The sequence below is a fragment of the Streptomyces sp. TOM-9 genome (genome assembly GCF_056858595.1).
In genome coordinates, this window is record NZ_JBXEQB010000001.1 from 3452145 (window position 1) to 3470715 (window position 18571).

Here is an 18571-nt window from a genome sequence, read left to right on the forward strand (position 1 = left end):
CCCGCGGCGGGACGGATTGGTCGGTGCGGCAATCCGCCGGGCGGACGGCCGCGAATCCATGGGTGGACGCACGTGACGGGCGTCGTCACGGAGGGCGGCCGATAATGACGGAGAGCACACGAGAGGGGCGGTCCGATGACGTACGGTGACGAAACGGGCGGCGGCACGCCGCGTCCGGTGCTGGTCCCGTACGTGCTGCCCCAGCGGCCGCGCGCCGCCGTCCTGGTGCTGCACGGCGGCCGTGCGGAGGGCCTGGAACCGCCCCCGCCGTGGAATCTGCCGGGGGCCAGGATGCGTCCCTTCGTCCGCGCGATCGGCCGGGCCACCGCCGGGCACGCGGTGGCGCTGGCCGGGGTCCGCTACCGGCACCGCGGCTGGAACGGCGAGCGGGAGGACGCGGCGCGGGACGCCCTGCGGGCGCTGGAGGCACTGCGGCAACGCGCCGGGGAGGTGCCCGTGGTGCTGGTGGGGCACTCGATGGGCGGCCGGGCGGCGCTGCGCGTGGCCGGGCATCCGCTGGTGGGCGCGGTCGTGGGGCTGGCGCCGTGGTGTCCCGAGGACGAGCCGGTGGGGCATCTGGCGGGGCGCCGTCTGGTGCTGCTGCACGGCGACCGGGACCGGGTCACCGATCCGGCCGGCTCGCTGACCCTGGCGGACCGGGCGCGGGCGGCGGGCGCCCAGGTCTGCCACCTGGTGGTGCCGGGCGGCGACCACGCGATGCTGCGCGGTACCGGGACCTGGCACGCCCTGACGGCGCGCCTGGTCGCCGGGCTGCTGCGGCTGCGTCCGCTGCCGCCGGAGGTGGCCGGCGCGCTGACCGCCCCGGGAACGGAGGGAGCGCGATGAGCCCGCGCCTGCGAACGGACGCCCGCCCGGTCCCGGGGCCGCCGGGCACCGCACCGGCCCCGCGCTACGCCGGGGCACCGTTTTGGCCGCTCCTGCCGCTCCTGCCGCTCCTGCTCACGGCCGCGCTGACGGCACTGGCGGCGCTGCTGCGCACCCTGCTGCCGCCCGAGCCGGCGGCCGGCCCCTTCGCCCGCGACGCCGGGAGCCCGCGATGAGCCTCACCTGCCTGGTGACGGGCGCGACCGGCTACATCGGCGGCCGGCTCGTCCCCGAACTGCTGGAGGCCGGGCACCGGGTGCGCTGCCTGGCCCGTACGCCCGGCAAGCTGCGCGACCACCCGTGGGCGGGCGAGGTGGAGGTCGTCCGGGGCGACGTCACCGACCCGGAGTCGGTGCGGGCGGCCATGGAGGGCGTGGACGTCGCGTACTACCTCGTCCACGCCCTGGGCAGCGGAGCGGACTTCGAGCGGACCGACCGGGATGCCGCGGAGGTCTTCGGGTCCCGGGCGAAGGCAGCGGGCGTGCGGCGGATCGTGTACCTGGGCGGTCTGACCCCCGCCGGGGTGCCCGAGCGGGAGCTGTCGCCGCACCTGCGCTCACGCGCCGAGGTGGGCCGGGTGCTGCTCGCCTCCGGGGTGCCGACAGCGGCGCTGCGGGCGGCGGTGATCATCGGCTCCGGCTCGGCCTCCTTCGAGATGCTGCGCTACCTCACCGAACGGCTGCCGGTGATGGTCACCCCGCGCTGGGTCGGCACCCGGATCCAGCCGATCGCCGTACGGGACGTGCTGCGCTACCTCGTGGGCTGCGCCACGCTGCCGCCCGAGGTGAGCCGCGCCTTCGACATCGGCGGCCCGGACGTGCTCACCTACCGCGCCATGATGCTGGAGTACGCCGAGGTGGCGGGGCTGCCTCACCGGCTGATCGTGCCCGTGCCGGTGCTGACGCCGCGCCTGTCGAGCCACTGGGTGGGGCTGGTGACCCCGGTGCCGGCGGGCATCGCGCGGCCCCTGACGGAGTCGCTGCGGCACGAGGTGGTCTGCCACGACCGCGACATCGCCGCGTGGGTGCCGGACCCGCCCGAGGGCATGATCGGCGTCGAGGCGGCGCTGCGGCTGGCGCTGCAGCGCATCCGCGAGGCGAACGTGGTCACCCGCTGGTCCTCGGCCTCCGTGCCCGGCGCGCCGAGCGACCCGCTGCCGACGGACCCCGACTGGGCGGGCGGCTCGCTCTACACCGACCGCCGGACGCGCATCGTGGACGCCTCGCCCGAGGCGCTGTGGCGGGTCATCGAGGGCATCGGCGGCGACAACGGCTGGTACTCCTTCCCGCTGGCCTGGGCCGTGCGCGGCTGGCTCGACCGCTTCGTGGGCGGGGTCGGGCTGCGCCGGGGCCGGCGGGACGCCACGCACCTGCGGGCGGGCGACTCGCTGGACTTCTGGCGGGTGGAGGAGATCGAGCCGGGCCGGCTGCTGCGGTTGCGCGCCGAGATGCGGCTGCCGGGCCTGGCCTGGCTGGAGCTGACGTGCGGACGGGACGGGACCGGGCGCACCGTCTACGGGCAGCGGGCGCTGTTCCATCCGCGCGGGCTGGCGGGGCACGCGTACTGGTGGAGCGTCTCGCCGTTCCACTCCGTGGTCTTCGGCGGCATGGCACGCAACATAGCCGCCGCGGCCCGGGCGGGCGCGGCAGGGCCGTAGCGGAGGGCCGCGTGGGGCCGTGACGGACGCGGGCTCAGTCCGGGACGGGGGCGCGCAGGGTGGTCAGCTCGTCGTTCATCGCGGCCAGGAAGCGCATCACGACGACGAGTTCGTCCTCGGTGAAGCGAGAGCGCGCCGCGTCGGTGCCCCGGGCGAGCGGGCGGAAGAACTCCCGCGCCACCTCCATCCCCCGCGGGGCGTAGTGCAGATGGACCACGCGGCGGTCGGCGGCGTCGCGGGTGCGGCGGACGTGCCCGGCGCGTTCCAGCCGGTCCAGGCAGGCGGTGACGGCACCGGAGGTCAGATTGAGGCGTTCGCGCAGCAGACCGGGGGTCATGGCCCCGCCGTGGCCGTCGCCGTCCAGGATCGCGACCAGCGCCTGCACGTCGGTGTGGTGCAGTTTCTGGCTCTGCGCGAAGTCCTGCGCGATGCGGTTGAACTCGCTGTTCATCCTGCGCAGCTGCACGGCGAAGGCCTGCAGCCCGGTCGGGGACTCGTCCTGGAAGTTGTCGGGCACCCCTCCATCGTAGATAATCTTGATGATTAAGATACTCAATAGATGAGATACATCCTTCCGCACGTTCCGCACGGGGCAGTCCCCCGTTCCGCATCCCACGGGAGAGAGCGATGACATCCCTGCCGCGCGCCGTCCGATGGCTGCTGCCCGTGGTGATGCTGGTCGCCTGGCTGGGCGTCGGGGGCACCCTCGGCCCCTACGCGGGCAGGCTCGGCGAGGTCTCCACCAACGACCAGGCGGCCTTCCTGCCGCGCAGCGCCGAGTCGACGAGGGCCGTCACCGAACGGACGGCCTTCAGCCGGAACGGGACCGTACCGGCGATCGTCGTCTGGACCGCCGACCGCGGCCCCGTGACCGACGCCCAGCAGCAGGCCGCAACGTCGGCGCTGGCCTCGCTCGCCGGCACCGAGGGGGTCACCGGGCGCCCCTCCCCCGCGCTGCGCTCCGACGACGGGCGGGCCCTGCAGGGCGTCGTGCAGCTCCGCCCCGACCTCGGCCGGGACGTCGGGGACGCCGTCGGCCGGATTCAGGACACCGCGGCCGGGGTCGCGGGGACCACCGCCCACGTCGCCGGGCCCGCGGCCTCGCAGGCCGACCTGGGCGAGGCCTTCGCGGGCATCGACGGACTGCTGCTGTTCACCGCACTCGGCGTCGTGCTGGCGATCCTGCTGCTGGTCTACCGCGCGCTGCTGCTCCCCCTGGTCATCATCGTCGGCTCGGTCTTCTCGCTCGGCCTGGCCTGCGGGGTGGTGTACGTGCTGGCGGACCACGGCGTCGTCCGGGTCGACGGCCAGGTCCAGGGCATCCTGTCGATCCTCGTCATCGGCGCGGCCACCGACTACGCCCTGCTGCTCGCCGCCCGCTTCCGGGAGGAACTCGCGGTCCGCGGCGACCGGTTCACGGCGATGCGCGCCGCGCTGCGCCGCTCGGCCGGGGCGATCGTGGCGAGCGCGGCCACCGTGGCCCTCGGCCTGCTCGCCCTGCTGGCCAGCGACCTCACCAACAACCGGGCCCTGGGCCCGGTCGGCGCCGTCGGCATCGTCTGCGCCGTCGCGAGCAGCCTGACCTTCCTGCCGGCGGCGCTGCTGCTGCTCGGCCGGGCCGCCTACTGGCCCGCCCGGCCCCGGGACAGGCGTCCGGAGGGGGAGGGCGTGTGGCGGCGGATCGCGGCCCTCGTGGACCGCACGCCGCGCCGGGTGTGGGCCGCGAGCCTGGCGCTGCTGGTGGGCTGTGCCGCCTTCTCCCCCGCGCTGACCGCCCGGGGTGTGCCGCTGGACGAGATCTTCGTCCACCAGGCGCCCTCGGTGACCGCCCAGCGCGTCCTCGGCGAGCACTTCCCCGGCGGTGCGGGGAACCCCGCCGTGGTCATCGCGAAGGCGGACCGGCTCGACCTCGTCACCCGGGCCGCGGCCGGCACCGACGGCGTCGACTCCGTCGCCCCGCGCACCGCCGCCGGCCGGCCCGGCGGGGGCGAGCCGCTCGTGGCCGGCGGCCGGGTCCTGCTGGAGGTGACGCTGAAGGACGCCGCCGACAGCGACGCCGCCAAGGCCACGGTGCAGCGGCTGCGCACGGCCGTGCACGCGGTACCCGGCGCGGACGCGGTGGTCGGCGGCTACACGGCCCAGCAGGTGGACACCCAGCGGACCGCGGAGCGCGACCGCACGCTCGTCGTCCCCGTCGTCCTCGCGATCATCCTGGTGATCCTGGCCGCCCTGCTGCGCAGCCTGCTGCTGCCGCTGCTCATGGTCGCCACGGTGGCGCTCAACTTCGCGGCCACCCTGGGCGTGTCGGCGCTGGTCTTCCGCCATGCGTTCGGCTTCTCGGCGACGGACGCCTCGGTGCCGCTGTACGGCTTCGTCTTCCTGGTCGCCCTCGGGGTGGACTACAACATCTTCCTGATGACGCGGGTCCGCGAGGAGACGCTGCGTCACGGCACCCGGCAGGGCGTCCTGCGCGGGCTGACCGCCACCGGAGGGGTGATCACCTCGGCGGGCGTGGTGCTCGCCGCCACCTTCGCGGCGCTCGGCGTGATCCCCCTGGCCTTCCTGGCGCAGATCGCCTTCATCGTGGCCTTCGGGGTGCTGCTGGACACCCTGCTGGTGCGCTCGCTGCTGCTGCCCGCGCTGGTACGGGACATCGGCCCGAAGGTGTGGTGGCCGGGCGCCGCGGCGCGCGCGGGCGACGAGCCGTCGGCGCCGGACGGCGCCGCGGCACCGCGACGGGTGGCGGAGCGTCAGACGACCTGATGCAGCCAGCGCACGGGGGCGCCCTCACCCGCGTAGCGGAAGGGCTCCAACTCGTCGTCCCACGGCTTGCCGAGCAGCTTGGCGACTTCCGTCTCCAGGTCGGCCTCGCCCTTGCGGGCGCGGGCGAGCGCGGCGCGCAGCCGGTCCTCGGGGATGAGGATGTCCCCGTGGATGCCGGTGACGGCGTGGAAGATGCCGAGTTCGGGCGTGCTGCTGTAGCGCTCCCCCTCGGCGGTGGCACACGGCTCCGCCGTGACCTCGAAGCGCAGCAGATGCCAGCCGCGCAGCGCGGACGCCAGCTTGGACGCGGTGCCGGGTTCCGCCTGCCAGGAGAACTCGGCCCGCCAGGTGCCGGGAGAGGCCGGCTGGCGGATCCAGTCCAGGTTCACGCGCACGCCGAGCACGCCCGCGACGGCCCACTCGACGTGCGGGCAGAGCGCGCGTGGCGCGGAGTGCACGTACAGAACTCCACGTGTCGTCACCGGGACCTCCAGTGTGGGACGAGGTACGCCTTCCCCAGCGGCCTCATGCCCATAACCGAGCCATCCGGGACAGCAGTGGACATTCTGCACTAATCATAACGAATGAGACAAGATCTGACCTCTGATCACCTCTTTCGCACCACCTGTCAGGGAAAAAGCTACCGCGCTGCGTCAGGCGAGGAGTGACGTACTGTCGGGATCAGCGAGAAGTCACCCACTCGTCCGAGGGAGAACGGATGCGCCAGTCGCTCCCGCGCGGGGTCAGCGGCGCCCTGATCGCGCTGGTCACACTGCTCACGACGGCACTCGCGGCCGGCTGCTCGGCCACCGACGGCCCCGGGAGCACCGAGGCCGGTGCCGCCGGGCGGGCGGGCACGGCGAAGCGCCCCGCGCAGGTGTGGGACACCACCCCCGCCTCGCTGGCCGCGCTCGGCGACTCCATCACCCGGGCCTTCGACGCCTGCGGGATCCTGACGGACTGTCCGGACCTGTCCTGGGCGACCGGCAGCCGCAGCTCCGTGAAGAGCGTGGCCACCCGGGTGCTGAACCGGCCGGCCACCGAGAGCTGGAACCTGGCGGCCAGCGGCGCCCGGATGCACGACCTGCCGGAGCAGGCCAAGAAGGCGGTCGCGCTGCGGCCGCAGCAGGTGACCATCCTGATGGGGGCCAACGACGCGTGCGCGCGCAGCATCGACCGCATGACCCCGGTGGCCGAATACCGCAAGGATTTCTCCGCCGCCCTGCGCACCCTCGACAGCAAGCTGCCGAAGGCGCAGGTCTTCGTCGCGAGCGTGCCCGACCTGATGCGCCTGTGGGACGTCGGCCGGCAGAACGTGCTGGGACGGCAGATCTGGAAGCTGGGCCTGTGCCCGTCGATGCTGTCCGACGCGGAGTCGATGAGCGCGGGCGCCCGCGAACGGCGGCAGACCGTACGCGAAAGGGTGATGGCGTACAACGACGTGCTGCGGCAGGAGTGCGCGCGCCACGAGCGCTGCCGCTACGACGGCGGCATGGTCTTCGACTACCGCTTCACCCAGAAGGAGCTCAGTCCCTGGGACTGGTTCCACCCCAGCGCCGAGGGACAGGCCAAGCTCGCGCGGCTGGTCTACGCGGCGGCCTTCGGGCCGAACCCGGCCGGCGGCTAGCCGCGCCGGACCCGGGTGTTCGTCCGGGGTTTCGGACACGGAACGGCACGCGTCACGGGCTACGGACTCACTTCGGCAACATCGCCGACACCTGCCCGGCACACCCATTGACACCGCCGGGAGCCCGTAACTACGTTCCCTTCAACATTTCGAACGTGTGACGAAATCTCGAACGACACCCTGTAAGGGGCGGCTTCCCGTGCGCATCACCGGCATCAGCACCCATGTGGTCGGTACTCCCTGGCGGAATCTCACCTACGTGCTCGTCCACACCGACGAGGGGCTCACGGGCGTCGGCGAGACCCGCATGCTCGGCCACACCGACGCGTTGCTCGGCTACCTCCGCGAGGCGGAGGCCAACCACATATCCGGTTCCGACCCCTTCGCGGTGGAGGACCTGGTCCGCCGGATGAAGTACGGCGACTACGGGCGGGCCGGAGAGATCGTCATGTCCGGCATCGCCGTCATCGAGATGGCCTGCTGGGACATCAAGGGCAAGGCCCTCGGCGTCCCCGTGTGGCAGCTGCTCGGCGGCAAGGTGAACGAGAAGGTCAAGGCGTACGCCAACGGCTGGTACACCACCGAGCGCACCCCGGAGGCCTACCACAAGGCCGCCCGCGCCGTGGTGGACCGCGGCTACCGCGCGCTGAAGATCGACCCCTTCGGCACCGGCCACTTCGAGCTGGACCACGCGGCCACCACCTACTCCGTCTCCCTCATCGAGGCCGTGCGCGACGCGATCGGCCCCGAGACCGAGCTGCTCGTGGAGATGCACGGGCGGTTCAGCCCGGCGACCGCGATCCGCGTCGCGGGCGAGCTGGCCCCCTTCAAGCCGAGCTGGATCGAGGAGCCGGTGCCGCCGGAGAACCTCAAGGCCCTGGCGAAGGTGGCCGCCCACACCGATCTGCCGATCGCCACGGGTGAACGCATCCACGACCGCTACGAGTTCCGCGAGCTGTTCGAGCTCCAGGCCGCCGACATCATCCAGCCCGACCTCGGGCACATCGGCGGCATCAACGAGGTCCGCAAGCTGGCCGCCACCGCGGAGACCCACTACGTGCTGGTCGCCCCGCACAACGTCGGCGGCTCCGTGCTCACCGCCGCGAGCCTCCAGCTCGCCGGGTGCACCCCCAACTTCAAGATCCTCGAGCACTTCAACGACTTCGCGGACTCCGAGATCAAGAAGGTCGTCAAGGGCGCCCCCGTGGTCGGCGAGGACGGGTACTTCACGCTGTCGGACGCGCCGGGCCTCGGTGTCGAGCTCGACGTCGACGCCGCCGCCGAGTTCCCCCAGCAGCAGGCCCGCTTCGACCTGTGGGCCGAGGGCTGGGAGCGCCGGAAGCCGAAGGGCGCCAAGTGACCGTCCACACCCCCCGCGCCGTCGTCCTCGACGGACCCGGCCGGCACCGGATCGTGCCGGCCGGACCGGTCGCGCCCGGTCCGGGCGAGGCGCTGGTCCGGGTCCACGCCGCGGGCATCTGCGGCAGTGACCGGGAGGTGTACGCCGGAACCCGCCCCGAGGGCTACGTCCGCTACCCCGTCACCCCCGGCCACGAGTGGTCCGGCACGGTGGAGGCGGTCGGCGCCGGGGTGACCGCCGGCCTGGTGGGCCGGAAGGTCGTCGGCGAGGGTTTCCGCAACTGCCAGGTCTGCGAGCGCTGTCACGCCGGGGAGACCACGCTGTGCAGCGCGCCGTACGAGGAGACCGGCTTCACGCAGCCCGGTGCCATGGCGGACACCCTGACGCTGCCCGCCCGGCTGCTGCACGTCCTGGACGACGCGGCCGACCTGCGCGCCGCCGTGCTCCTGGAGCCGGCCGCGTGCGTGGCGGCGGCGCTGCTGAAGGCCCCGGCCGCGCCGGGCGAGCGGGTGGCGGTCGTCGGCACCGGCACGCTCGGCATGCTGGCGGTGCAGTTCCTGGCCGCGGTGTCGCCGGCGGAGCTGCTGGTGGTGGGGACCGGCCGGGACCGGGAGGAGCTGGCCGCCTCCTTCGGCGCCACGAAATTGCGCACGACCGGTGAACTGGCCAGTGAGGACGGGCGGTACGACCTGGTGGTCGAGGCCGCCGGCTCCGCCTCCGCGGCCCGCGTGTCGGCGGGGCTGCTGCGCCGCGGCGGCCGGCTGGCACTGACCGGCATCCCCGCGCCGGGAGCGCTCGGGCTCGACCCCACCGACCTGGTGGTGCGGCAGCTGACCGTGCACACGGTCTTCGGGGCGCCGCCCGCCGCCTGGGCGCACACCGTACGGGCCTTCGACGCCGGGATCCTGGACCCGGCGCCGCTGATCACGCACGACCTGCCGCTGGAGGAGTACGCCGACGCCCTCGGACTGCTGGGGAACAGGGATCCGAAGGTGGGGAAGGTGCTGCTGCGTCCGTGACCGCTCCGTGCGCGGCGGACATCCGATGTCCCATCCGTGCCCACCCATACCCAATGAACCGAACGTCGTCCGAGATATCGAACGGCGAGAACGAAGGAGCACCGTGACCGACGCACCCACCCCGAGCCCCGGCACGGCCGGCACCACAGGCGGTCCCCGACACCCGGGCCAGTACGCGCTCACCCTCCTCGGTCACGGCGCGCCCGCGGACGACCCGGCCGACGCCTCCCCGCACTCCTTCCCCGACGGGGGCGCCTGGCGCACCGAGATCCCCTCCGTGGAGGGCCCGGAGGCGCTGGCCACCGTGCTGGAGGAGAGCGAGCGGCTGGAGGTGCCGGTGCACCGGATCAGCCAGGGCAGCGGCATCTGGATGCTGACGGACGCGGAGATCACCGAGATGGTGACCGCCTGCGCCGAACGGGACGTCGAGCTCTGCCTGTTCACCGGTCCCCGCGGCACCTGGGACATCGGCGCCGCCACCCGCACCGACTCCCGCGGCGGGGGCCTGCGCGCCCGCGGCCACGACCAGGTGGCCGGCTGCGTCGAGGACGCGCTGCGCGCCGCCGCCCTGGGCGTGCGCTGCCTGCTCGTCGCCGACGAGGGCGTGCTGTGGCTGCTGCACCAGCTCCGCGAGCAGGGCCTGCTGCCGGCCGACACCACCTTCAAGGTCTCGGCGCTGGTCGGCCCGGTCAACCCGGCGGGTTACGCGGTGTGGGAGCGGCTGGGCGCCGACTCCATCAACATCCCCTCCGACCTGACCCTCCAGCAGATCACCGAGATCCGCCGGGTCAGCCGTGCGCCGATGGACTTCTACATCGAGGCCCCGGACGACCTCGGCGGCTTCGTCCGGCTCTACGACGCGGCGGAGCTGATCCGCCGCGGCGCGCCGATCTACCTCAAGTTCGGGCTGAGCAAGGCCCCCGGCATCTACCCGTACGGACGTCAGCTGCGGGAGGTCGCCCTGACGACCGCCCGCGAGCGGGTCCGGCGCGGCCGCCTTGTGCTCGACCTGCTCTCCCGGCTGGGCGCGGACGGCGGGCTCTCCCCGCTGGGCGCGCGGCAGCCGGGTCCGCTCCACCGCTTCCCCTTGGACATCGCGACCGACCCGGACCAGGCGACCGACCCCCGCCTGGCCGCCGAAAGGATCTGATCAGCCATGCGCATCGCCAGAGCCGCACGTCTGCGCACCACAGCCGCGCTGATAGCCACCCTCGCCCTCGGCGCCACCGCGACCGCCTGCGGGCAGAGCGACAACACCGGAGGCGGCGGCGACAAGGACGGTGGGAAGGGCGGCACCATCGGCATCGCCATGCCCACCAAGTCCTCTGAGCGCTGGATCGCCGACGGCGACAACATGGTCAAGCAGTTCCAGGCCCAGGGCTACAAGACCGACCTGCAGTACGGCGACGACAAGGTCGAGAACCAGGTCGCCCAGATCCAGAACATGATCACCAAGGGCGACAAGCTGCTGGTCATCGCCGCCATCGACGGCTCGGCCCTCAGCGACGTACTGCAGCAGGCCCACGACGCGGGCATCAAGGTGATCTCCTACGACCGCCTGATCCTGGGCTCGGCGAACGTCGACTACTACGCGACGTTCGACAACTACAAGGTCGGCCAGCTCCAGGCCGGTTACATCCTCGAGAAGCTGGGCCTGCAGGACGGCAGCAAGAAGGGCCCCTTCAACATCGAGCTCTTCGCCGGCTCGCCCGACGACAACAACACCAAGTACTTCTTCAACGGCGCGATGGACACCCTCAAGCCGTACATCGACAAGAAGCAACTGGTGGTCAAGAGCGGCCAGACCGAGCTCAACCAGGTCACCACCCTGCGCTGGGACGGCGCCACCGCCCAGGCCCGCATGGACGACCTGCTCAGCAAGTCGTACACCTCCGACGACGTGGACGCGGTGCTCTCCCCGTACGACGGCATCTCCCGCGGCATCATCTCGGCGCTGAAGAGCGTGAGCTACGGCACCGGCAAGAAGCCGCTCCCGATCGTCACCGGTCAGGACGCCGAGGTCGCCTCGATCAAGTCGATCATCGCGGGCGAGCAGGCCCAGACCGTCTACAAGGACACCCGCGAACTGGCCAAGGTCGCCGTCCAGATGGGCAACGCGGTGCTGACCGGCGGCAAGCCGGAGACCAACGACTCCAAGACCTACAACAACGGCACCAAGGTCGTCCCGACCTACCTGCTGCCGCCGGTGAGCGTCGACAAGTCGAACTACAAGGAGATCGTCGTCGACTCCGGCTACATCAAGGAGTCCGAGCTCCAGTAGTCCCGGAGCCGGACCACGACCGACGATCGTCACTTCCCACCACCCGAGGAGAACGGAAAGCAGGAATGGCCGGACCCGTCCTCGAAATGCGCTCCATCACCAAGACCTTCCCAGGGGTCAAGGCGCTCTCCGACGTCACCTTGACTGTCGCCGAGGGCGAGGTCCACGCCATCTGCGGTGAGAACGGTGCGGGCAAGTCGACCCTGATGAAGGTGCTCAGCGGGGTGTACCCGCACGGCAGTTACGAAGGGGAGATCCTCTTCCAGGGTGAGACCTGCGAGTTCCGCGACATCCGCGCGAGCGAGCAGCGCGGCATCGTGATCATCCACCAGGAGCTCGCCCTGGTGCCGTACCTGTCCATCGCCGAGAACATCTTCCTCGGCAACGAACACTCCACCCGCGGTGTCATCAGCTGGAACGAGACGCTGCGGCACGCGGGCCGGCTGCTCAAGCGGGTCGGGCTCACCGACGGGCCCACCACCCGCGTTGCGGACATCGGCGTGGGCAAGCAGCAGCTCGTCGAGATCGCCAAGGCGCTGTCCAAGGAGGTCAAGCTCCTCATCCTGGACGAGCCGACCGCCGCCCTGAACGACGAGGACAGCCGCAAGCTCCTTGACCTCATCATGGAGTTCAAGGAGCACGGCATCTCCTGCATCATCATCTCGCACAAGCTCAACGAGATCGCCAGGGTCGCCGACTCCATCACCATCCTGCGCGACGGGCGGACCATCGAGACGCTCGACATGAAGGCCACCGACGAGGACGGCCACAGCGCCGTCACCGAGGAGCGGATCATCCGCGGCATGGTGGGCCGCGACCTCGACCACCGCTTCCCCGAGCGGGAGCCGGAGATCGGCGAGGTGGCCTTCGCCGTCGAGGACTGGACCGTGCACCACCCGATCGACCAGCAGCGCAAGGTCGTCGACGGGGTCTCCCTCGACGTCCGGCGCGGCGAGATCGTGGGCATCGCCGGGCTGATGGGGGCCGGCCGCACCGAACTGGCCATGAGCGTCTTCGGCCGCTCCTACGGCCGTGGCATCAGCGGCCGGGTCTACCTGCACGGCAAGGAGATCCGCACCCGCACCGTCCCGGAGGCGGTGGGCCACGGCATCGCGTACGTCACCGAGGACCGCAAGCACTACGGGCTGAACCTCATCGACGACATCAGCCGCAACATCTCGCTCAGCGCCCTGTCCAAGGTCGCCCGGCGCGGCGTCGTCAACCAGCACGAGGAGGCCCGGGTCGCGGAGTCCTTCCGCTCCACGATGAACATCAAGACCCCGACGGTCTTCGAGACCACGGGCAAGCTGAGCGGCGGCAACCAGCAGAAGGTCGTCCTCAGCAAGTGGATCTTCGCCGGGCCGGAGGTCCTCATCCTCGACGAGCCCACCCGGGGCATCGACGTCGGGGCCAAGTACGAGATCTACACGGTCATCAACGACCTGGCGGCCCAGGGCAAGGCCGTCGTCTTCATCTCCTCCGAACTGCCGGAGCTGCTCGGCATGTGCGACCGCATCTACACGATGTCCGCGGGCCGGCTGACCGGGGAGATCCCGCGCGAGAGCGCGACCCAGGAAGTGCTGATGCGCCACATGACCATGGACCGAGGTAACTGAGATGGGCAGCCCGGTGAAGACCGACAAGACTCCTCCGCCGCCCGCCGGGGGCGCGGCAACGGCCGCCGAGGGCGGCGGCGCGGCGGCCGGAGCCGCCGGCCTCCTGCTGCAGGCGGCCCGGCGCAACATGCGCCAGTACGGCATGATCATCGCGCTGGTGCTGATCGCGGCGCTGTTCCAGATATGGTCCGGCGGCATCCTGCTCAAACCGCAGAACGTCACCAACCTCATCGGCCAGAACAGCTACATCCTGATCCTGGCGATCGGCATGATGGTCGTGATCATCGCCGGTCATATCGACCTGTCCGTCGGCTCGCTCGCGGCCTTCGTCAGCGCGGCCGGCGCGGTGATGATCATCCACCACCACGTCTCGTGGCCGCTCGCCCTGGTCGCCTGCCTGCTCATCGGCGCGGTCGCCGGTGCCTGGCAGGGCTACTTCATCGCGTACGTCGGGATCCCGTCGTTCATCGTGACCCTGGCCGGCATGCTGCTCTTCCGCGGCGGCACGCAGATCTTCCTGGAGGGCCAGTCCATCTCGCCCTTCCCGCGCGGCTTCCAGAAGATCGGCAACGGCTTCCTGCCCGAGGTCGGGCCGCACACCAACTACCACAACCTGACGCTGCTCATCGGTCTCGTGGTGATCGCCATCGCCGTCGTCCAGGAGATCCGCGACCGCCGCCAGCAGCTCGCGTACGACCTGGACGTGCTGCCGCGCAACTTCTTCCTGCTGAAGCTGCTCGCCATCGTCGCCTGCGTCGTCGCCTTCACCATGACGCTGGCCAGCTACCACGGCGTGCCGATCGTGCTGCTCATCCTGGCCGGGCTGCTCATCGTCTTCGGCTTCGTGATGCGCAACGCGGTGATCGGCCGCCATGTGTACGCGCTCGGCGGCAACCAGGCGGCGGCGAAGCTCTCCGGCGTCAAGGACAAGCGGGTCGTCTTCCTGGTCTTCGTGAACATGGGCGTGCTCGCCGCGCTCGCGGGTGTGGTCTACGCGGCACGGCTCAACGCCGGTGTCCCGCAGGCCGGCATCAACTTCGAGCTCGAGGCCATCGCGGCCGCCTTCATCGGCGGGGCATCCGCCACCGGCGGCGTCGGCACCGTGCTGGGCGCCATCATCGGCGGCCTGGTGCTCGGGGTGCTCAACAACGGGATGTCGCTCGTCGGCATCGGCACGGACTACCAGCAGGTCATCAAGGGTCTGGTGCTCCTGGCCGCGGTCGGCTTCGACGTCTGGAACAAGCGCAAGGTCGGTTCGTAAAGCAGCTACCTATCGAAGGAGCCGCAAGTGAACAGACGTACATTGATCGCGGGCGCGGCGCTCGGGGCGGTCGCGCCCGCGATCAGCGGGACGAGCGCCTGGGCGGCCGGAAAGGCCGGCACGGCGGGGCAGACCGCCGACGCCCGGCACAGGCCCGCAGGCGGGAGCAAGGTGAGCAAGGAACACTTCGGGACCTTGGAGGACGGCACCAAGGTCGACATCTGGACGGTCAGCAACGGCGGGATCACCCTCAAGGTGCTCTCGTACGGCGGCGTCGTCCAGACCCTGGAGCTGCCCGACCGGCGCGGGCGCCGCGTCAACGTGTCCCTCGGATTCGACGACATCGCCGGCTACGTGGCGAACAGCCCGTACTTCGGCGCGTTGATCGGTCGCTACGGCAACCGCATCGCGGGCGGGAAGTTCACCCTGGACGGCCGCACCTACCAGCTGCCCGTCAACGACGGACCGAACAGCCTGCACGGCGGCGACCGGGGCTTCGACAAGCGGGTCTGGGAGGTCGAGGGCTTCAAGGCGGGCTCGGACGCCGGTCTGGTGCTGCGCTACACCAGCGCGGACGGCGAGATGGGCTACCCGGGCACGCTGAAGGTCAAGGTCGTCTACACCCTGACCGCCGACGCGCGGTGGCGGATCGACTACACCGCCACCACCGACAAGGCGACGGTCGTCAACCTCACCAACCACACGTACTTCAACCTGCGTGGCGAGGGCGACGGCGGCATCTACGACCACGAGGTCCAGATCGCCGCCCGCCGCTACACCCCGGTCGGCTCCACCCTGATCCCCACCGGTGAGCTGGCGTCCGTCGCGGGCACCCCGTTCGACTTCCGCTCCGCGAAGACGATCGGCCGCGACATCCGCTCCGCGCACCAGCAGGTCCTGTACGGGCAGGGCATCGACCACAACTTCGTGCTCGACAAGGGCCGCACCGCCGCGCCCGAGCACATCGTGACGGTCACGGAGCCCGTCTCCGGCCGGGTCATGCGGATCGCCACCACCGAGCCCGGTGTGCAGTTCTACACGGGCAACTTCCTGACCGGGGCGTTCGCCGGTTCCTCGGGCCGGGTCTACCGGCAGGGCGACGGCTTCTGCCTGGAGACCCAGCACTTCCCGGACTCCCCCAACCAGCCCTCGTTCCCGTCGACGGTCCTGCGGCCGGGGCAGACCTACCGCTCCACCACCGTGCACTCCTTCGGCACCCACTGAGCGGCGCCGTCCTCCCCGCCTGTCGACTTCGGGACCGGCACCGGGTGAACCCCCGTCGGCCGTACGGGGATGTTCTGAGCCACCGGAATGACTCCGGCGGAGACTCCGGGCGCAGACGGGTACGCATCCCGTCGATCAAGCCCCGCGCTTTCGCACTCGACGAGGGAGTCCCCCATGAGTCCTGACGGCAGGCCGCCGTCGCGCAGGTCCCGGCGGTACGGACGGCTGACCGGTGTGGTCGTGCCGCTCGCCGTCGCCGCGGCCGCGGTGTCGGCGCCCGTGCTCGCCACGACCCCCGGCGCCGTGACCACCGCGGCCGGCACGACGGCGGCCGTGGCCGACCCGCGGCCGCCCGGCACGCGCAGCGTCGCCGCGGACGACGACGAGGAGGAGGGCGAGGACGGCGGCCGCGACGAGGAGGCCCGTGACGAGGGCGGTCGCGAGGACGGCGGGGACGGCGGGGACCAGCGCGGCGGCCGGGAGACCGACCGGGGCGACGACGGCCGGGACGAGGGCGACGACGAGCGCGCCGACGAGCGCCGGGACGACCAGGGCGACGGGAACGGCGGGAACGACGAGCGCCGGGACGACCGCGGCGATCAACGCGGCGACGAGCGCGAGCAGCAGCGCCGCGACGACCAGGGCGGGAACCGCGGGGACGGCCGCGAGGACGAGCGGGGGAACGGCCGGGACGACGGGCCCCGGAACGACCGCGGCGACGGCCGTGACGGCCGCGACGGATCCTGCGTCAGCATCGACTCCACCCTCCGCAAGGGCGACCAGGAGATCTCCGTCGCGGTGTTCGAGGGCCGGGTCTTCATCGGCGGCCGCACCCTTCCCCGCGGGCCCTTCGTCTGGCATTCCCTCAGCGGCAACCGCGGCTACCCGCGCGGCGTCTGCGGCGCCACGGTGACCTCCGTCGGCTCCGGGGTGTGGGTCAAGGCGATCACCCGGGACGGCCGGGTGGTCGAGACGCACTGCGTCATCCGGGAGACCCAGGGCAAGCAGAGCTCGTGCGGGGAGTGGAAGACCCTGGACAGCCGCTCGTTCCGGGCGGCCAGGTGACCCTGCGCCCGCGCCGGCCGGTGAGCCACCGGCCCGCGCGGGCGCGGTGCGTCAGGAGGCGTCCTGCCAGTACAGCGCCGGCCGCGGGGTGCCGGGCGGCGCCGACGCGAAGGCCGGCGGGACCTCGGCGGTCAGCGCGGGGTACATGTCCGGAGCAGGCGCCTGGGGGCGCGGCTGGGGCTGCGTCTGAGGCGGCACCTGAGGCTGCTGCTGCGACTGCTGCTGCTGCGGCTCGGGCCTGAACTCGTAGACCGGCTGCGGCGGCGGCTCGGGCCTGAACTCGTAGACCGGCTGCGGCGGCGGCTCGGGCCTGAACTCGTAGACCGGCTGCGGCGGCATCGGCGGCGGCCCCATGGGCTGCTCGTACATCGGCTGGGGCGGCGGGGCCTGCTGGATCTGCGGGAGCGGCTGCACCGGCGGCATGGCGGGCTGTACGGGCGGCGCGGGCTGGATCTGCGGCAGCTGCTGCGGAGCGGGCTGCGGGGGCTGCTCCTGGACGGGCGCGGCGGCCGCCGCGGGCGTGGGCGCGGGCGCCGCGTACCAGGTGCTGCCGTACAGCACCGTGCTCAGCCCGGTCAGCAGCCGCTGGACGTCGGCCTGCGGCCGGACCACGAGCCGCATGAAACGGCTGCTGCTGCCCAGCTTGTTGCCGCACTCGCGGACCAGCACCCCGTGCTCGGCCAGCAGCCGGTCGCGCAGCACGGCGCCGTCGACGCCGTCGGGGAGCTTGACGAAGACGAAGTTGCCCTGGGACGGGTAGACGGTCAGCCCCGGCAGGGCCGCGAGCTGCCAGGTCATCTCCTGCCGGTCGCGGGAGACCAGGCGCAGGCTCTGCGCGTACTCCTCGCGGTGGTCCTTGAGCATGAAGACCACCGCCTCCGCGAAGGAGTTGAGGTTCCACTTCGGCAGCATGCGGCGGACCTTCCCGGCCAGCGCGGGGTTGGCGACGAGGTAGCCGAAGCGGATGCCGTGCAGGCCGAAGTTCTTGCCGAGGCTGCGCAGGACGATCACGTTGGGCCGCAGGACGGCCTCGCTCGCGACGCTCGGCCAGGCCTCGGCGTCGGTGAAGTCGAGGAAGGACTCGTCGATCACGACGAGGTCGAGGTCGGACAGGGCGTCCATGAGCGCGACGACGGCGTGCTTGGGGAGGAAGCCGCCGTCGGGGTTGTTGGGGTTGCAGATCACGGCCGTACGGGAACCCCGCGCGCGGACGAACGAGACGAAGGCCGCCGGATCGAGGGCGAATCCGGCGGCCTCCGGGAGGAGGAACATGTCGACGCGCTTGCCGGTCTCCATGGGCTGGTCGGTCCAGCGGCCGAAGGTGGGTATGGGGACGGCCAGGCTCTCGCGGACCAGCAGGTGGTCGATCCAGGTGATCAGCTCGGTGGAGCCGTTGCCCATGGCCACGGTCTGCGGGTTGAGGCCGAGCAACGAGCACAGCTCGTTGGTGATGACGTCCGTGCTGCTCGGGTAGTAGGTGAGGATGTCCCGCATCGACTCCTGGAGCCGGTCGTACATGGCCGGGCTCGGGAAGTACGGGTTGCACGGGATGCAGAAGTCGACGATGTCGTGTCCTGCGTCGGAGGACGACAGGCCGCCGGCGGCGCGGCGCAGCGCGAAGTACGAGGGACTGTGCGCGGTGTTGGCGCGGAACAACTCGGTGGCATTACCGGTGACGCCGACTGCGACGGTCACGGCAGAACCTCCCTCGATCACGGGGGCCACGCCGCGGCGGCCCGCTTCCCCTTGCCTGCACCACCTTCTCGCATATTCCTCACATCTGGTACATGTGCGGCGTTTACGGGACAAGTGG

At 72.0% G+C, this 18571-nt stretch carries 16 protein-coding genes; 13 read left to right on the forward strand and 3 right to left on the reverse strand.

Going from position 1 to position 18571, the window contains the following annotated elements:
- Window positions 1-135 precede the first annotated feature (135 nt).
- The 3 genes from AC1VWI_RS16195 to AC1VWI_RS16205 are packed head-to-tail and all read left to right on the forward strand — an operon-like array spanning window position 136 to window position 2542.
- Window positions 136-846, forward strand: a complete 711-nt coding sequence (locus AC1VWI_RS16195) for a dienelactone hydrolase family protein (RefSeq protein WP_499511719.1) — start codon at window positions 136-138, stop codon at window positions 844-846.
- Entirely contained in the window at window positions 843-1061 is a 219-nt protein-coding gene (locus AC1VWI_RS16200; protein WP_499511720.1) for a hypothetical protein, read from the forward strand. Before AC1VWI_RS16195 ends, AC1VWI_RS16200 begins: the two co-directional genes overlap by 4 nt.
- Window positions 1058-2542: an SDR family oxidoreductase gene (locus AC1VWI_RS16205; protein ID WP_499511721.1), complete on the forward strand. Its 1485-nt coding sequence runs from the start codon at window positions 1058-1060 to the stop codon at window positions 2540-2542. The genes AC1VWI_RS16200 and AC1VWI_RS16205 overlap by 4 nt, the downstream gene beginning before the upstream one ends.
- Before the next feature lie 34 nt (window positions 2543-2576).
- On the opposite strand, the gene AC1VWI_RS16210 is transcribed toward AC1VWI_RS16205, so the two are convergent.
- On the reverse strand, window positions 2577-3023 hold the full coding sequence (locus AC1VWI_RS16210) for a MarR family winged helix-turn-helix transcriptional regulator (protein WP_499516824.1): 447 nt from the start codon (window positions 3021-3023) through the stop codon (window positions 2577-2579).
- A 146-nt stretch (window positions 3024-3169) separates the two neighbouring features.
- Here AC1VWI_RS16210 and AC1VWI_RS16215 point away from each other — a divergent pair, with 146 nt between their 5' ends.
- A complete protein-coding gene (locus AC1VWI_RS16215; protein ID WP_499511722.1) occupies window positions 3170-5305 on the forward strand; it encodes an MMPL family transporter in 2136 nt (711 codons plus the stop codon).
- Here the strand turns inward: AC1VWI_RS16215 and AC1VWI_RS16220 are convergent.
- The gene (locus AC1VWI_RS16220) at window positions 5293-5787 is read right to left on the reverse strand and encodes a DUF3145 domain-containing protein (RefSeq protein ID WP_499511723.1); all 495 of its coding nucleotides are present in this window, start codon (window positions 5785-5787) and stop codon (window positions 5293-5295) included. The two genes, AC1VWI_RS16215 and AC1VWI_RS16220, sit on opposite strands and share 13 nt — an antisense overlap.
- 236 nt (window positions 5788-6023) lie before the next feature.
- On the opposite strand from AC1VWI_RS16220, the gene AC1VWI_RS16225 reads away from it, so the two are divergent.
- The 9 genes from AC1VWI_RS16225 (at window position 6024) to AC1VWI_RS16265 (ending at window position 16758) form a co-directional block, all read left to right on the forward strand.
- Window positions 6024-6932, forward strand: coding sequence for an SGNH/GDSL hydrolase family protein (locus AC1VWI_RS16225; protein ID WP_499511724.1), 909 nt, complete (start codon window positions 6024-6026; stop codon window positions 6930-6932).
- A 199-nt stretch (window positions 6933-7131) separates the two neighbouring features.
- Window positions 7132-8292: a mandelate racemase/muconate lactonizing enzyme family protein gene (locus AC1VWI_RS16230; RefSeq protein ID WP_499511725.1), complete on the forward strand. Its 1161-nt coding sequence runs from the start codon at window positions 7132-7134 to the stop codon at window positions 8290-8292.
- The gene (locus tag AC1VWI_RS16235) at window positions 8289-9311 is read left to right on the forward strand and encodes a zinc-dependent alcohol dehydrogenase (RefSeq protein WP_499511726.1); all 1023 of its coding nucleotides are present in this window, start codon (window positions 8289-8291) and stop codon (window positions 9309-9311) included. The genes AC1VWI_RS16230 and AC1VWI_RS16235 overlap by 4 nt, the downstream gene beginning before the upstream one ends.
- 103 nt (window positions 9312-9414) lie before the next feature.
- The gene (locus tag AC1VWI_RS16240; RefSeq protein WP_499511727.1) at window positions 9415-10461 is read left to right on the forward strand and encodes a hypothetical protein; all 1047 of its coding nucleotides are present in this window, start codon (window positions 9415-9417) and stop codon (window positions 10459-10461) included.
- A 6-nt stretch (window positions 10462-10467) separates the two neighbouring features.
- Window positions 10468-11592, forward strand: a complete 1125-nt coding sequence (gene chvE / locus AC1VWI_RS16245) for a multiple monosaccharide ABC transporter substrate-binding protein (RefSeq protein ID WP_499511728.1) — start codon at window positions 10468-10470, stop codon at window positions 11590-11592.
- Between the two features lie 65 nt (window positions 11593-11657).
- A complete protein-coding gene (gene mmsA / locus AC1VWI_RS16250; RefSeq protein ID WP_499511729.1) occupies window positions 11658-13208 on the forward strand; it encodes a multiple monosaccharide ABC transporter ATP-binding protein in 1551 nt (516 codons plus the stop codon).
- Window position 13209: 1 nt separating this feature from the next.
- Window positions 13210-14469 carry a multiple monosaccharide ABC transporter permease gene (gene mmsB, locus AC1VWI_RS16255; protein WP_499511730.1) on the forward strand — a complete coding sequence of 420 codons (1260 nt, stop codon included), beginning with the start codon at window positions 13210-13212 and terminating at the stop codon, window positions 14467-14469.
- Between the two features lie 27 nt (window positions 14470-14496).
- Window positions 14497-15693 carry an aldose epimerase family protein gene (locus AC1VWI_RS16260; protein ID WP_499511731.1) on the forward strand — a complete coding sequence of 399 codons (1197 nt, stop codon included), beginning with the start codon at window positions 14497-14499 and terminating at the stop codon, window positions 15691-15693.
- A gap of 174 nt (window positions 15694-15867) precedes the next feature.
- The gene (locus AC1VWI_RS16265; protein WP_499511732.1) at window positions 15868-16758 is read left to right on the forward strand and encodes a hypothetical protein; all 891 of its coding nucleotides are present in this window, start codon (window positions 15868-15870) and stop codon (window positions 16756-16758) included.
- 51 nt (window positions 16759-16809) lie between these two features.
- Here AC1VWI_RS16265 and AC1VWI_RS16270 read toward each other — a convergent pair whose 3' ends face one another.
- Window positions 16810-18453 carry a pyridoxal phosphate-dependent aminotransferase gene (locus AC1VWI_RS16270; RefSeq protein ID WP_499511733.1) on the reverse strand — a complete coding sequence of 548 codons (1644 nt, stop codon included), beginning with the start codon at window positions 18451-18453 and terminating at the stop codon, window positions 16810-16812.
- Between the last annotated feature and the right edge of the window lie 118 nt (window positions 18454-18571).

Bases quoted from the DNA above. Each gene is read 5' to 3' on its own strand.
- AC1VWI_RS16195 (WP_499511719.1), top strand. From the start codon at position 136: ATGACGTACGGTGACGAAACGGGCGGCGGCACGCCGCGTCCGGTGCTG.
- AC1VWI_RS16215 (WP_499511722.1), top strand. From the start codon at position 3,170: ATGACATCCCTGCCGCGCGCCGTCCGATGGCTGCTGCCCGTGGTGATG.
- mmsB (WP_499511730.1), top strand. From the start codon at position 13,210: ATGGGCAGCCCGGTGAAGACCGACAAGACTCCTCCGCCGCCCGCCGGG.
- AC1VWI_RS16265 (WP_499511732.1), top strand. From the start codon at position 15,868: ATGAGTCCTGACGGCAGGCCGCCGTCGCGCAGGTCCCGGCGGTACGGA.
- AC1VWI_RS16205 (WP_499511721.1), top strand. From the start codon at position 1,058: ATGAGCCTCACCTGCCTGGTGACGGGCGCGACCGGCTACATCGGCGGC.
- AC1VWI_RS16225 (WP_499511724.1), top strand. From the start codon at position 6,024: ATGCGCCAGTCGCTCCCGCGCGGGGTCAGCGGCGCCCTGATCGCGCTG.
- AC1VWI_RS16200 (WP_499511720.1), top strand. From the start codon at position 843: ATGAGCCCGCGCCTGCGAACGGACGCCCGCCCGGTCCCGGGGCCGCCG.
- mmsA (WP_499511729.1), top strand. From the start codon at position 11,658: ATGGCCGGACCCGTCCTCGAAATGCGCTCCATCACCAAGACCTTCCCA.
- chvE (WP_499511728.1), top strand. From the start codon at position 10,468: ATGCGCATCGCCAGAGCCGCACGTCTGCGCACCACAGCCGCGCTGATA.